General features: G+C 43.3%; 12 protein-coding genes. 5 read left to right on the forward strand and 7 right to left on the reverse strand.

Annotation, left to right across the window (positions count from 1 at the left end; all coding sequences use genetic code 11):
- Window positions 1-20 precede the first annotated feature (20 nt).
- The 5 genes from ASE42_RS01270 (at window position 21) to ASE42_RS01290 (ending at window position 4,241) form a co-directional block, all read left to right on the forward strand.
- Entirely contained in the window at window positions 21-1,160 is a 1,140-nt protein-coding gene (locus ASE42_RS01270) for a glycerate kinase (RefSeq protein WP_056765286.1), read from the forward strand.
- A 93-nt stretch (window positions 1,161-1,253) separates the two neighbouring features.
- A complete protein-coding gene (locus tag ASE42_RS01275) occupies window positions 1,254-1,592 on the forward strand; it encodes a zinc ribbon domain-containing protein YjdM (protein ID WP_056765288.1) in 339 nt (112 codons plus the stop codon).
- A gap of 319 nt (window positions 1,593-1,911) precedes the next feature.
- The gene (locus ASE42_RS01280; RefSeq protein WP_025093740.1) at window positions 1,912-2,841 is read left to right on the forward strand and encodes an ABC transporter ATP-binding protein; all 930 of its coding nucleotides are present in this window, start codon (window positions 1,912-1,914) and stop codon (window positions 2,839-2,841) included.
- On the forward strand, window positions 2,838-3,788 hold the full coding sequence (locus ASE42_RS01285; RefSeq protein WP_056765292.1) for an ABC transporter permease: 951 nt from the start codon (window positions 2,838-2,840) through the stop codon (window positions 3,786-3,788). The genes ASE42_RS01280 and ASE42_RS01285 overlap by 4 nt, the downstream gene beginning before the upstream one ends.
- A gap of 24 nt (window positions 3,789-3,812) precedes the next feature.
- Complete coding sequence (locus tag ASE42_RS01290) at window positions 3,813-4,241, forward strand: DUF4064 domain-containing protein (RefSeq protein ID WP_024427571.1); 429 nt, start codon at window positions 3,813-3,815, stop codon at window positions 4,239-4,241.
- A 40-nt stretch (window positions 4,242-4,281) separates the two neighbouring features.
- Here the strand turns inward: ASE42_RS01290 and ASE42_RS01295 are convergent, their stop codons facing one another.
- From ASE42_RS01295 to ASE42_RS01325, 7 genes are all read right to left on the reverse strand, one after another.
- Window positions 4,282-5,610 (reverse strand): CitMHS family transporter, encoded by a 1,329-nt coding sequence (locus ASE42_RS01295; RefSeq protein ID WP_056765296.1) that lies wholly within the window; start codon window positions 5,608-5,610, stop codon window positions 4,282-4,284.
- Window positions 5,611-5,889: 279 nt separating this feature from the next.
- Window positions 5,890-7,959, reverse strand: a complete 2,070-nt coding sequence (locus ASE42_RS01300; protein ID WP_056765301.1) for a beta-galactosidase — start codon at window positions 7,957-7,959, stop codon at window positions 5,890-5,892.
- A 23-nt stretch (window positions 7,960-7,982) separates the two neighbouring features.
- Window positions 7,983-9,191, reverse strand: a complete 1,209-nt coding sequence (locus ASE42_RS01305) for an arabinogalactan endo-beta-1,4-galactanase (RefSeq protein WP_056765304.1) — start codon at window positions 9,189-9,191, stop codon at window positions 7,983-7,985.
- A gap of 11 nt (window positions 9,192-9,202) precedes the next feature.
- Window positions 9,203-10,045: a sugar ABC transporter permease gene (locus ASE42_RS01310; RefSeq protein WP_024423962.1), complete on the reverse strand. Its 843-nt coding sequence runs from the start codon at window positions 10,043-10,045 to the stop codon at window positions 9,203-9,205.
- 1 nt (window position 10,046) lies between these two features.
- Window positions 10,047-11,285 carry a carbohydrate ABC transporter permease gene (locus ASE42_RS01315; protein ID WP_056765307.1) on the reverse strand — a complete coding sequence of 413 codons (1,239 nt, stop codon included), beginning with the start codon at window positions 11,283-11,285 and terminating at the stop codon, window positions 10,047-10,049.
- A 146-nt stretch (window positions 11,286-11,431) separates the two neighbouring features.
- Complete coding sequence (locus ASE42_RS01320) at window positions 11,432-12,697, reverse strand: extracellular solute-binding protein (protein WP_041105761.1); 1,266 nt, start codon at window positions 12,695-12,697, stop codon at window positions 11,432-11,434.
- Window positions 12,698-12,869: 172 nt separating this feature from the next.
- Complete coding sequence (locus tag ASE42_RS01325) at window positions 12,870-13,865, reverse strand: LacI family DNA-binding transcriptional regulator (RefSeq protein ID WP_041105759.1); 996 nt, start codon at window positions 13,863-13,865, stop codon at window positions 12,870-12,872.
- Between the last annotated feature and the right edge of the window lie 21 nt (window positions 13,866-13,886).

The raw sequence follows: 13,886 nt of genomic DNA on the forward strand, positions 1-13,886 counted from the left end.
AAGAAAAGAGGGGCTTTAGGATGAAAATTGTGATCGCACCAGATTCATTTAAAGAAAGTTTATCTGCTTATGAGACAGCATGTGCCATTGAACGAGGATTTCGTTCTATTTTGCCAAACGCAGAGTATATCAAACTGCCAATGGCAGATGGAGGAGAGGGGACCGTTCAATCGTTGGTTGATGCGACTGACGGACACATTGTTCATCAAGTGGTCACGGGCCCGCTTGGTGAGCCAGTGAATGCCTTTTTTGGCATGTTAGGAGACGGTCAGACTGCTGTCATAGAGATGGCTGCAGCCTCAGGTTTACATCTTGTACCGCGAGAAAAACGTAATCCATTATGGACCACATCCAGAGGAACTGGAGAATTAATACTTGCAGCGCTGGATAAAGGAGCGAAGCATGTGATCATTGGGCTTGGCGGAAGTGCAACAAATGATGGCGGTGTTGGGATGATGCAAGGATTAGGTGCAGCTTTCCTTGATAAAACAGGACATTCTCTGACGTCAGGCGGCGGGGTACTTCATCAGTTAGCTTCAATTGATTTATCTGGACTCGATCCAAGACTGCAATCCGTCCGTCTGGAGGCGGCTTGTGATGTGGAAAATCCTTTAACGGGTGAGAGAGGAGCGTCTGCTGTTTTCGGTCCTCAAAAGGGAGCAGATGAAGAAATGGTTCAAGTGTTAGACAAGAATCTGGCTCATTTTGCACAAGTAGCTGAAAAGCAGTTCAATGTCTCCTTTGGAGATGCAGCAGGGGCAGGAGCGGCGGGAGGGCTTGGTGCGAGTTTATTAGGCTTTTTAAAAGCTGATTTGCAAAGAGGAATCGATATTGTGCTGAAGGCTGTTCATTTTGATGACGTCATCAAGGAGGCAGACCTTGTCATTACGGGAGAAGGCCGAATTGACCGGCAGACCATTTACGGAAAAACCCCAATCGGCGTAGCCAAAGCAGCAAAGCAGTATAATCTGCCTGTGATTGGGATTGCAGGCTCTCTTGCAAACGACAGTGGAGTCGTACACGATCATGGAATTGATGCACTGTTTAGTATCGTTCCAGGTATTACCTCTCTGTCTGAGGCGATACGAGATGCGGCTCTTCATGTAGAAAGAACAGCCCGGAATGTCGCGGCTGTGTTAGAAATTGGAATAAAAAAGTAAACGATGAAAAATGTTTCCTTTTCCATCACATTCCTTTCTATCGAAATGTGGTAAAATTGTTATAAACGATGTAGAAAGTTGGAGGAAACAAAAATGTCTAATCTACCGAATTGTCCTTCGTGCAGCTCACCTTATACTTACGAGGACGGCAGTCTGCTGGTTTGTCCTGAGTGTGCGCATGAATGGTCACTTGAACAAGAACAAGCGGCAGAGGAACAGCTTGTGGTCAAAGATGCGAATGGGAATCTGTTAAGTGATGGGGACACGGTCTCTGTCATTAAAGACCTAAAAGTAAAAGGTTCTTCATCCGTTTTAAAAATAGGAACGAAGGTCAAAGGCATTCGTTTAGTTGAAGGCGATCATAACATTGATTGTAAAATTCCTGGCTTCGGCGCAATGAAATTAAAATCAGAGTTTGTGAAGAAGATATAATGTATGAAAAGAGGCTGTAAGAGGCCTCTTTTCTTTATTTATAGGTGAAAGGAATAATCTCAAACAAAATTCCATACATATATACCTGTTGAAAAAGGTTCATTTTTTAAAAAATCAAGCCTCTTTTCACATAAAAATCCGCAGTTTTCTTAACTCTACCTTAAAAAAGGCAGATGATTCGCTAAATTTTGGCTAATCCCCTTCACAACTTTTGGGCATTGCTGTACCATATGGAAGTGTTCTTCTATTTTTGACGGATCATGGTGTTTATCAGGAAATAGAATGATAGATGATACTTAGACAAAGAAGGAGAGGTAACGTGACGAACGTTTTAGAACTGCATAATGTATCTAGACATATTAGCGGGAAAAAGATTGTTCAAGACTTGAGCTTTTCTGTCCAAGCGGGCGAAGTCTTTGGCTTCTTAGGACCTAATGGTGCAGGGAAAACAACAACCATTCGTATGATGGTCGGTCTTTCTCCCATTACATCTGGTGACATTCTGATTAATGGCCATAGTATTCAAACATCCTATCAGCATGCCATCCAACATGTCGGTGCGATTATTGAAAATCCAGAAATGTATAATCATTTAACAGCAAGACAAAATCTGGTTCACTTTGCCAGAATGAATGGGAAAGTGGATGAAGCGCGAATTGATGAGCTGTTAGAGCTAGTCAGCTTGCAGCATGTGAAGCATAAACGTGTGCGTACATTTTCATTAGGAATGAAACAGCGATTGGGCATCGCGCAGGCACTCATACATAGACCGAAACTGCTAATCTTAGATGAGCCGACCAATGGACTTGATCCTGAGGGGATTCGAATGATACGAGATTACTTGAGAAGGCTTGCGAAGGAAGAAGGGCTGGCTGTAATTGTTTCAAGCCACCTCATGTCAGAGATGGAATTGATGTGTGATCGCTTTGCAATTATCCAAACCGGAAAGCTGATTGCGATTGAGGATCAGCGTGCTGAGACGAAGCAGGATGATTTGGTTAATTATCGAATGAAGGTAGCAGCCGGGGAGCTTGAAGAAGCACAGAAGCTCATTGATGCATTTGAGGAAGGCGTCACTGTAAGAGAAGAGGAGCAGTACTTATTTTTCTCTATGCCAGAACAAAAAATGCCAGAATTAATCCGTCATTTGAGCAGCGCGTCTATTCATTTGTACGAGATCAAAATTGAAAAACAAACCTTAGAAGATAAGTTCTTAAGCTTAACAGGTAAAAAGGAGGCAGACGTATGATTCGCCTCATTCAAAACGAGTGGATGAAAATCAGTTATCGTGTTGGTACTTGGATTATGGTTGGGCTTCTTGTTTTAGGTATGGTTGCCACGTTGATCTTTGCAGTGAAAACAAATGACGGAGATCAAGCTTCAGGTGATTGGAAAACCCAGCTAGAAATGATGAATAAGGAAAACAAGAAGGAGCTCAAAGAGACAGAGAATGGTTTCTTTAAAAGAGAGCTTGAAAAAGAGATCACTATTAATGATTATCGAATCAAGCATAACTTGCCGCCAGCTGATCAGTTTAGCGACAGTGTATGGGACTATGTGAAAACAAACGCCAATTTACTTCAGCTAGTCGGTGTGTTTGTGATCATTATTGCTTCCACCATTGTATCGGCTGAATACAAGCATGGTACAATTAAATTATTATTGATTCGTCCACCATCAAGGCTAAAGATCCTAATATCTAAATATATTACGGTGCAGCTGTATGCTCTTTTACTTGTTGTGGTGCTATTTATCTTGTCATTCATATTGGGTGCTATTTTCTTTGGACTTAACACTGATTATGTGAATTTGGTGTATCAAAATGGTGAAGTGATTGAACGTTCGCAGTTTGCAAATATGGTCTATTATTATCTCGCTCATTGTGCAATGTTTGTCGTTTTGGGAACCCTTTCGTTCGCCATTTCTACAGTGTTTAGAAGTGAGGCTATCTCCATTGCCATTAGTGTGTTAGCGTATATTGTGGGTGGATCAGTCACAGGTATTTTAATGCTCTTCTTTGATTGGTCAAAATATCTGTTATTTGCAAACGATCCATCCCAATACTTTATGGAACAGGTTACTGTTATCGAAGGTATGTCCCTAGGATTCTCACTAATCGTCCTAGTCATCTATTGGGCTATTTTCTTAGCCATTGCCTTAATCGTCTTTCAAAAGCGAGAAGTGAAAACAGGTTAATTTAACTTTTTAGGAGGTTTACACATGATTAAACGTAAAGGTGAAAAAATTATGGGGATTATTAGTATTGTCCTCAATGCCATTGGTGTTGGCTTTGGGGCATTAATCCTTTCTGTGGGTCCATCTTTTTATGATGAAATCAATGAAGTGTTAAAAGAGGAAGGGGAAACATTGCCGATTGAAACGCTTCAGGCTTCTGTTCATGCATTTGGTACTCAGTTCATGGTCGTTTCCGCAATTGCGGCTGTGCTGTCGATTGTAGGTGTGATTTTCTTGAAAACTGACCGTCGTGCCGTGCTTTCAGGTATTCTTTTCTTGGTTTCTGCTGTGACTCTTTTAATTGGAACAGTTGGCCTTGCATTCGCTCCAATGGTTCTATTGTTTATCATTGGATTAATGTCTCTTATTAGAAAGCCGAATTCAGACATTCACACAAGTGAATATCCTTCATAATGAAAAAAGACATGCGTCGCTGTGCGCATGTCTTTTTTATTTAAATAATGCCTATCAGTTTGGCAACGATCAATAAAACAATACTGAATCCCCACATCCAGAAGAAAGAGTAGCGAATATGTTTCCCCATATCGACTCCTGCAAGACCGATCGCAAGCCAAACGGCTGGAGCGAGAGGACTGACAAAGGTTCCTATGATGTTTCCGATCATCATGGCATACGCCGCAGAAGTGCCCGTCACGCCGACCTCAGATGTGATTGATTCGACAATTGGCAGAAGTGCATAATAATAAGCGTCTGTACTTGTCAGCATATCCAGTGGTACCCCAAACATCCCGACAATGATATGTAAAAATGGAAGCAGGAAAGCAGGTAGAATCTGAATGCTGTCCACAGCGATAGCTTTTAGCATTCCCGTTCCTTCGAGAATTCCTAGAAACGAACCTGCGGAGAAAATAACAGCGGCCATCATGAGTGCACTAGGTGCATGCGCCTTGATTCTCTCCATTTGTACATCCACTTTCGGATAGTTAATTAATAGTGCGAGAGAAAGACCAATCATAAACATATAACTAGCCGGAATCACGTTGAGCACAAGAAGGACAACAACAGCTATAAACAGAATGAAATTCACCCAAATCAAGTGATAGCGTTTTAAAGCGGCATCACCTGTCTCGCTAATGGATTGAATAGCCCGGTCCCAATCTGCGCCTTCTAATTGAACAGCAGCGATTTCATTTGCGGCGATTTTGACCCGAATGCGTTTTTCTTCTCTTTTTCCTAAAATAAATGCCATTCCTAATACGAGAACGACCCCAATGAGCTGAATGGGAATGAGCGGCACCCAAAGTTCAGATGGGTCCATATTAAGGACACTTGCTGCCCGTCCTGTGGGGCCAGCCCACGGCACCATATTCGTTAAGCCAGCACTTGTCCCGATCAATAACAGCAATAAGTACGGACTCATATGTAATTTTTTGTAAAGTGGAAGTAGTGCAGGTACAGTTAATAAAAATGTAGTCGCTCCTGCTCCGTCTAAATGAGCGATGACTCCTATTAGAGCTGTCCCCATCGCAACCGTGACAACATTTCCCTTTGTCAGTTTAATCAGCGTTTTTATTACAGGTTCAAAGAACCCTGTATCTTGTAAAATGCCAAAAAATAAAATGGCGAAGATGAACATGGTCGCCACCGGCAGTACTTTGATAATCCCTTCTTCAAAGAATGATTGAATGTCATTAATCCCAAAGCCTGCGATGAATGCCCCAATTAAAGGCACCATGACCATGGCAACAATTGGACTTGCTTTCCCCCAAATCAGCAGCACAACAATCGTTAAAATAATCATCAATCCAACAAACGTTAACATAAGCCCCTCCCCCTACAAATAAAACGTTTACATTTGTCTATACTTTTCATCCAATGCATTCCCACAAGTACATTGAAAAAAAAGGGTATCAAATTTATGAGTATTAAGCAACCGCTTTCATACCTATACAATGGTAAAAAAGGATGGAGAGACCAGTCGTGTCGCGGCATCAAATATTGTAAAAAAATTTAGATAAAAATAACGATTAAAGCTCACAATAATTAATATGGGTATTTAGACTTATTAAATTAAAAAGCGCCCAATAAATGGACGCTTCTTTCAACGATTTTTCAAGATGACATACTCGTAAGGATCAAGTTGAAGCTGCTCAGGCACTTGCTGTCCAGTCAGCATATTCTCATAGCTTGCCTCTGAATCTAGTGACATGTTCTGCTGGTCTTCTGTGAAATTCATCAAAAACACATAGTCCTGCGTACCGTCTGTTCGTTTTTGTACACTGACTCCTTCTGGAATTGCAGTGGATAGGACGGGCTGTATGCCAATACCTGCGATAAGGTCTTCGTAAAACTCATCATAGAAACCCTGCTCATTTTCTGAGGCCATATAGTATGCTTTCCCTTTTTCTAATGAACGGACAGTCAGGGCCGGCTGTCCTTCGTAGCAGCCATTCTCAAAATGCCCTAACACAGAGGCCGTTTCAGGATGTATAGATTCGCAATATTGTCCGACATGATAGGTGCGTCCATTCCCTGTGGTCATTAACACATGTTCATCTGGCATCAATGTGTTGATTTCCTCTGCCCAAACGCCAAGTACATGGCGGAGAGGACCAGGGAAACCGCCGAGGAAACAGAGATCATTTTCGTCGACTATGCCGCTCCAGTATGTCGCGATAAAAATGCCGCCCGCTTTGACAAAGGCTTCAATTTTTTCTGCAACGCCTGGTTTGATCATGTAGAGCATTGGCCCAATGAGCACACGATAGGATGAGAAATCCTTTTCCATCCCGACAATGTCAACAGGGATGCCTTTTTTCCAAAAGCTTCGATAGTGAGTTTGACAAGCCTCTACATAGCGTTTGTTTGTGTTATTTAAGCCTTGCGCATCATCAATGGCCCAGTGATTTTCCCAATCGTAAATGATGGCGACCTCTGGCTGAACGGACGTGCCCGCAATTGGCTGCAGCTGCTCCAGTTGTTTCCCTAGATCAGCCACTTCTTGGAACACGCGCGTATGTTCATGACCAGAATGATCGACAACGGCACCGTGGAATTTCTCAGAGGCGCCTCGGCCTTGCCGCCACTGGAAATAAAGCACGGAGTCTGATCCGTGGGCAACTGCCTGCATGGCAGAAAGGTGTGCCATGCCTTTATGTTTGACCTTGTTCACTTCATGCCAGTTCACAAGGCTCGGCGTACTCTCCATGACGAGAAACGGCTGTCCGTCCTTTAAGGAACGATACAAATCATGTACAAAGGCAACGTTTGATGCTAATTCGGCCGTTGTTTCTCTGCCGCTATGCCAAGCTGGATAGCTATCCCATGAGATCACATCGACCTCTTTTGCAAATTGATGATAATCCAGACCAAGGAATGGACGCATATGCGGGTAGTCGCCCATAAAGTTCGTGGTGACTGGGATATGAGGTGTTAATTCCCGCAGCGGCTCAATTTCATTTTGATAAAAATTGATCGTTTGTGCTGTGACAAAGCGTTTCCAATCCAGGTTCATGCCGTGAATCATGTGCTCCCCGTGCGGTGCAGGTGACTCGATTTGTGACCAATCGCTATACGTGTGGCTCCAAAATCCCGTCCACCATGCTTGATTCAAAGCCTCAAGATCGTGGTTGTATTTGTTCTTCAAATAGTCTCGAAATGCTTCCTGGCACAGGTCGCAATGACACTCGCCGCCGTACTCATTCGAAATGTGCCACATGATCAGTGCTGGATGATCCTTGTAGCGTTCCGCAAGCAGCCGGTTGAGTGTATTCGTTTTTTCTCGATAAACCGGAGAGGTGAAGCAATGATTATGGCGCAGTCCATGTAAGTTACGCTGACGATTCGCTTCGACGCGTAAAACCTCAGGATAAGCTTGTGACAGCCAAGCAGGTCTTGCTCCGCTTGGCGTTGCGAGAATGGCGTGTGCCCCCTGCGCTGCCAAGCGGTCCATGATGTCATCCAGCCATGCAAAGTCATACTGACCTTCTGCTGGCTCTAGCTTACTCCATGCGAAAATGTTGATGGAGAATGTTTGACAGTGTGCAAGCTTCATTAATCGAAAATCTTCGTCTATGATCTCTGGCATATGGAGCCATTGATCTGGATTGTAATCGCCACCATGCAAAAAGCCTTTCACATTTGGGTGAACGAGTGGGTAACGCTTTCCCATTTTGTCACGTCCTATCCTTTTAGTTACGGTGTCATTTGTTTAAATACATCAAGAGATGGCAGTGCTTTTCCGTTGAAATCAAACATCGCTTGATTTTCCCACGCATTTCCGACAGTCCCGGTTGTTTGGATATAAGCGAGCCCGTATTGACTAGACCACGGAGCACCTTTCGCTGGAATCCAAAGCGGCTCCCAATAAAAGAACCCCTTCCCGCGGTTGTTGTTTACTTGTGAAATCTTTTCGGATAGATCTCGTATAAAAGATGCCTGGCCTTGAGGTGAGGCTGGATAGCCGGCTGTATTCACAGAGTCTTGGTTAAATGAGTTATCTAGGTTGTCACCGTTTGCTGTCGTAAAGCCGTAAGCAGTTTCTACCACGATGACGTCTTTATTATAGCGGGCACTAATATCATTCATATTGGACGTAAGACCGCTAAAGCCGCCGTCCCAATACGGGTAATAAGATAAACCGATCGTATCGAAGGAGACGCCTCGTTTTGTGATTTCATCAAACCACCAGCGGGATGCACCATTGTCTCCGCCATGTGCAAGGTGAAGCATGATTTTGATGTTTGAATCGACAGAGCGGACGGCATTTGTGCCAACTTTTAGCAGAGCAGCGAGCCGGTCAAATTCACCACCGCCTTCACCCCAGCTTTTTCCGTTTGGCCACAGCATACCTGAGTTCAACTCATTCCCGACCTGTACCATATTTGGTAGGGCATTTTGTGCTTTCATCGCTTTAAGTACATCGCTTGTGTAAGTGCCAACAGCTTTTTCTAAATCGCTTTGGGAGAGATTGATCCAAGCTTTCGGTTTGAACTGTTTACCGGGATCGGTCCAGAAATCACTGTAGTGAAAATCAAGCAGCACTTTCATATTTTGTGCTTTTGCACGTTTCGATAAAGCGATGGCTGTGTTGAGATCATTTGTGCCGCCGTTATAGGCACGGCCTTGATTGTCATATGGATGGTTCCACAGTCTGATACGCACATAGTTGACGCCTTTATCCTTTAATAGCTTGAGCGGATCAACCTGCTGTCCGTTCTGGTTGTAGTATTTGCCGCCGCTTTTCTCCACTTCTGCAAGCATCGAGATATCGGCTCCTTTGATGAAATCACCTTGCAATCCATTGATCGGTTTCACCGAAATCGTATCAGCCTTTGCTTCAGGCAGAATACCTAACCCCATTAGAAAGAAAACGACAACAGTGACAAGCAACCATTTCTTCATCAAATCTCCCCTTATCCTTTTGTCCCGCCTTGTGTGAGGCCGGATACAAATTGTTTTTGTAAAACAAGGAACAATAAAGCAACTGGAATCGCAATGAGTAAAGCCCCGGCTGCAAAGGTCGTGTAGCTGGCACCCATTTTGTCTGACACAAGATTGTACAGACCGATTGGGAGCGTATACATTTCGGGTGAGCGGACAATGACACTGGAGATGATGAAATCACCCAGCGGACCTGTAAATGAGTTGATTGCGACAACAGCTAAGATGGGCTTAGCGAGCGGCATAATAATTTGGATGAAAATCCGGAAATGCCCTGCGCCGTCCATTCTGGCTGATTCATCGAGATCCTTTGGAATCGCATCAAGATAGCCTTTCATTAAATACGTATTCATTGGAATTTGTCCACCTGCATAAATCAAAATCAGGGCAAGGTGGCTGTTAATGAGTCCAAGCATTTGAGCAAGAACAAAAATCGCGATCAGTGCTGAAAATTGAGGAATCATTTGCAGCAGCAAAAAGAGCATCAGCCCATTTTTTCGTCCTTTGAAGCGGAATCTGGAAAAGGCATAGCCTGTAAAACTGACAAGAACCAGCGTTAAAACCATTGTGGCAATACTGATCTTCATTGAGTTCCAATACCATTTTGCATAAAGTGCCCCCTGCCCAAAGAACAGCTCGGTGAAGTGGCTGAACGTTGGATTCTTCGGAAACATGCTTGTACTCATGAGGCTGTTCCCAGGGTTAAAGGAAGCACCGATCGTCCAAAGCAGTGGATATAGAATACAAATGGAGGCAATGAAAAGGATAAAATAAGTGATGCTCAGGCGAATGAGCTTGTTTTGTTTTGATCCCATATCACATCATGTCCTCCTCTTTGAATGAATTCGTTCTCTTAAACTGCCAGAGTGCAATGGCGATGACAAAGATTGAAAGTAAGATCGTGACAGCGGCAGCGAGTGCATATTGAGAAGACTGCATCGTGAGTTTGTAAATCCAAGAAACCAAGATGTCCGTTCCCCCAGCAGTTGAGCCAGCGACAGGCGGTCCTCCGCCATTAAATAAGTAGATGATATTAAAGTTGTTAAAGTTAAACGTATATTGCGTGATTAATATAGGCGCAATGGAATAAAGGACAAGCGGTAACGTGATGGACCGGAATTTCTGAAAGAAGTTTGCCCCATCAATGGTCGCAGCTTCGTATAGATCCTCTGGAATTGCTTGCAAAACACCGGTTGTCATAATGAAAACAAAAGGAAATCCAAGCCAAGTCTGCATCGCAATAAGGGCAATTTTGCTCCAAAATGGATCTGTCAGCCATGGTTTTGGATCAATTCCAATCGATGCAAAAAGTGTGTTGTTAATGGCTCCAAATGTATCGTTGAACAGTCCGGCAAACACCAAAATGGTCACAAAACCCGGAACCGCCCAAGGAAGAATCAAAATCGTTCTAAAAAACCGTTTGCCTTTTAAATCCTTCTGATTGAGCAGAACCGCTAGAAAGATGCCGACAGCACATTGAAGGGTCGAAGCAGCCAACGTCCATACAACGGTCCAGCCAAGTACATCAATGAAAGTGTCTCTCCAAATATCAATTGAAAAGATATTTTGAAAGTTCTTGATCCCTACCCAATCGATCAGATTGGCAGGAGGCGAGTGGTATAAATCGTAGTTCGTAAAGGCAAGCGCAAAGCTGAACATAATAGGAAAGACAACAGAGAATAGAAGTAAAAAGAAAGCAGGAGTGCTCATTAAGTAAGGAAAGCCTTGGTCGATCAGCTGATGATATTGAGCTCGGATGGAATGGAGCGGAATCCCTTGATCACGTTTCTTTCCGTTCATAAAAGCATCACGCATCATGAGTACGTAAAAGCCGATACCAAAACCAGCTGTTAACAGCGCAATAATCCCTTTTGCTAAAAGGAAAACAGAATTGTCACGAGGCAGCATTGTACCAAGTGTGAACAGCCCCCAAAAGCCAATATTGAATAAATCATAAAATACGATGAAAAAAGAGACGCCGAACAGGAAAAAAAGTGCCCCTTTGCCGTACTGTTTGTTGTATATCTGCCCCATCCCGGGTATTAAGGAGAACATTAGCGCCCGTCTCCGGTGTGTCTTTGATTCCACTATGTGTGTGCGGTCTAGTTCAAGGTTACCCGTCACGTCTAACACCTACTTCATATGAAATTAGATCAAATACGGGCAGCTTGATAGACTTAAAAGCTACCCGTGTTTGATGATTATTTAGAGTGATTTGCTTTAATTTGAGAGTCAATTTGATTGACGGCATCATCAAATGCCTTTTTCACATCTGTGCGGCCTGTTGCAATGAGACCTAACGCGCTGTCAATCGGCTTCCACACCTCTGCCATTTCAGGGGTATTCGGTGTCAGCGTGGCATATTTCGTTTGTTTTGAAACAGCATCCGCATTGGCGTTTCCAGTAATAATTGGATCCTTCATCAGCTTTTTCACTGGTGGAATTTCCTCTGTTACTTCGAATCGCTTCTTCGAATTTTTTTCATTCGTGATAAACTCAACAAATTTCTCAGCAAGGTCTTTATTTTTAGAATAAGAGGAGACGTTGTAGCTCTTTACACCTAAGAATGAGCTCATATGCTTTCCATTAGGGAGTGTTGGCAGCTCTGTTACGCCATAGTCAATTCCAGCTTCTTTATATGGACCAAATGACCATGGCCCAGAAATGACAGCTGCCGCCTTTTTCTCTGTGAATAAGGAGTTGAGGACATTGATTCCTTGTTCACCAATGATGCCTTTAGGGAAAAGTCCTTCGCTAAAGAATGTTTGAATGTATTTTCCGCCTTCAACCGCGCCATCGTTGTTCAGTCCAATATCATTCACATCATAGGAGCCATCGCTTTTCTGTTTGAAAATATAGCCCCCTGATCCTCCTAATACACTTTGGGCATAGTAAATTTCATCCCATTTCGCAACAAAACCGTATTTCCCGTCTTTTGTCAGCTTTTTCGAAAGGTCATACCAGCCATCAAGTGTAGTCGGTGCCTTTTTGACAAGGTCTTTGTTATAGAAAAGCACTGTCGTTTCAACGGATTTAGGAAGGCCATACAGCTTGCCGTCTACCGTTTGTGATTGAATGGATTCGTCTGTAAAGGAATTGATCACTTTTTGATCAGGCTTGATTTCCTGTAACAGTCCCTCAGTGACAGCTGATCCAATTTGATCGTGAGGCATCGTGATGACGTCTGGGCCTGTCCCGGCTGCTCCATCAAGGCGGAGAGCTTCGATTTGGTCGGCATACGCTTTTTCGACCACTTTGATTTTCACATCGTTTTGTTTTTCAAATTCTTTTACAGCGTCTTGAATCCCATCAGACTTTTTGACATCCTCCCATACTAGCAAGGTCTTTGTACCTGTAGATGCTGGCTGTGTCCCGCTTGAATTGTCATCTCCTGGCCCGCATGCTGAAAGCAGAAGCACAGCAGTACCAACGACTGCTGATAATGTCGCCCATTTTCCCTTTTTCATTGGTAATCCCCTCTCGTTCTTTTTTCACAGATGATAAGAAAACGCTTTCTTAATGTGAGAATATCAACTTAAGTAAAAAAAGTAAACATATTTTATTAAATTTATTAAGTAAAATTTTTTACTCGTATAGAGAGAAAAGAAGCCCTCCACTTTGGCAGGACTTCCAGTTTGTTTATATGGTGCTTTTCCGAAAGACAGGCTCTGAGGCAATCAGCACAGTTTTAGGCAATGTTCTGCCGTCCACAAGTCTTTCTAAAAGTAAATCGATCGCTGTCTCACAAAGTAATGACGTATGGATATGATACGTGGTGAGCGGCGGCGACACATATTGAGACACATGAATATCGTTGATACTAAAGACGCTGACGCGGTTCGGCAGAGAAAATCCTCGCTCATTTAATGCTTGTAAGCAGCCGATGGCAAGAGGGTCACTAGCGACACAAAAAGCGGTGGGCAGATCATCACCAAGCTCGTCGATCGCCTTCATCATCAGCGAATAGCCTTCATCTACTGAGAAATGGTGGCCGATATAGACCAATCGCTCATCAAGCATATGGCGGGCCAGCATGTATTCACGGAAAGTCGTTTCACGAATATCTGGAATGTGCACGTTCGTATTGAGATCAAGGTCTGTACCGCCAATGAATCCAATGGATTGGTGCTCTTTTTCGATAAAGGAATCGATGATCTTTTCAACAATTCGTTTCAGGTTCGGTTTTACTGAATCAAAACGGTCTTCATCAGGCGTTGTATCAATAAAGACAATATGCGGAGTGATCGCATATAATTGGTCAAGCTCTGACGTTTTAAAGCGGCCGATGGCGATGATTCCTTCTGTAGCAGAATCAATGGAATCAAGCCCATCAGATGGATTGTAAGCGGTGACATTTAAGCTCCGAGTATTGGTGAGTTCCTCAATACCGAGTCGAATGGATTTAAAATAAATATCTTCAAGCTCTTCCTTTTCGGTCATCCAATAGAGAAAGGCGATTTTTTTTAATGAATGTTTGAATGTCTTCTTTTGGTAGGACAAAGCTTCTGCGGCGGCATATACTTTTTCGCGTGTTTGATCGGTGACAGATAGGTTGGGATCTTGGTTCAGTACGCGAGATACCGTTGCAATGGATAAGCCTGCTTTTTCTGCAATGTCCTTTATTTTAGCTGCCAAATCAGCACCTCCTATAGGAAA

The organism is Bacillus sp. Root920 (assembly GCF_001429445.1).
GTDB classification, from domain to species: domain Bacteria; phylum Bacillota; class Bacilli; order Bacillales; family Bacillaceae; genus Bacillus; species Bacillus safensis.

Excerpts from the sequence above, each read along its gene's own strand:
- ASE42_RS01310 (WP_024423962.1), bottom strand. The coding sequence starts at position 10,045 with ATGGGATCAAAACAAAACAAGCTCATTCGCCTGAGCATCACTTATTTT.
- ASE42_RS01275 (WP_056765288.1), top strand. The coding sequence starts at position 1,254 with ATGTCTAATCTACCGAATTGTCCTTCGTGCAGCTCACCTTATACTTAC.
- ASE42_RS01270 (WP_056765286.1), top strand. The coding sequence starts at position 21 with ATGAAAATTGTGATCGCACCAGATTCATTTAAAGAAAGTTTATCTGCT.
- ASE42_RS01300 (WP_056765301.1), bottom strand. The coding sequence starts at position 7,959 with ATGGGAAAGCGTTACCCACTCGTTCACCCAAATGTGAAAGGCTTTTTG.
- ASE42_RS01285 (WP_056765292.1), top strand. The coding sequence starts at position 2,838 with ATGATTCGCCTCATTCAAAACGAGTGGATGAAAATCAGTTATCGTGTT.
- ASE42_RS01315 (WP_056765307.1), bottom strand. The coding sequence starts at position 11,285 with ATGTTCTCCTTAATACCCGGGATGGGGCAGATATACAACAAACAGTAC.
- ASE42_RS01320 (WP_041105761.1), bottom strand. The coding sequence starts at position 12,697 with ATGAAAAAGGGAAAATGGGCGACATTATCAGCAGTCGTTGGTACTGCT.
- ASE42_RS01295 (WP_056765296.1), bottom strand. The coding sequence starts at position 5,610 with ATGTTAACGTTTGTTGGATTGATGATTATTTTAACGATTGTTGTGCTG.
- ASE42_RS01290 (WP_024427571.1), top strand. The coding sequence starts at position 3,813 with ATGATTAAACGTAAAGGTGAAAAAATTATGGGGATTATTAGTATTGTC.
- ASE42_RS01305 (WP_056765304.1), bottom strand. The coding sequence starts at position 9,191 with ATGAAGAAATGGTTGCTTGTCACTGTTGTCGTTTTCTTTCTAATGGGG.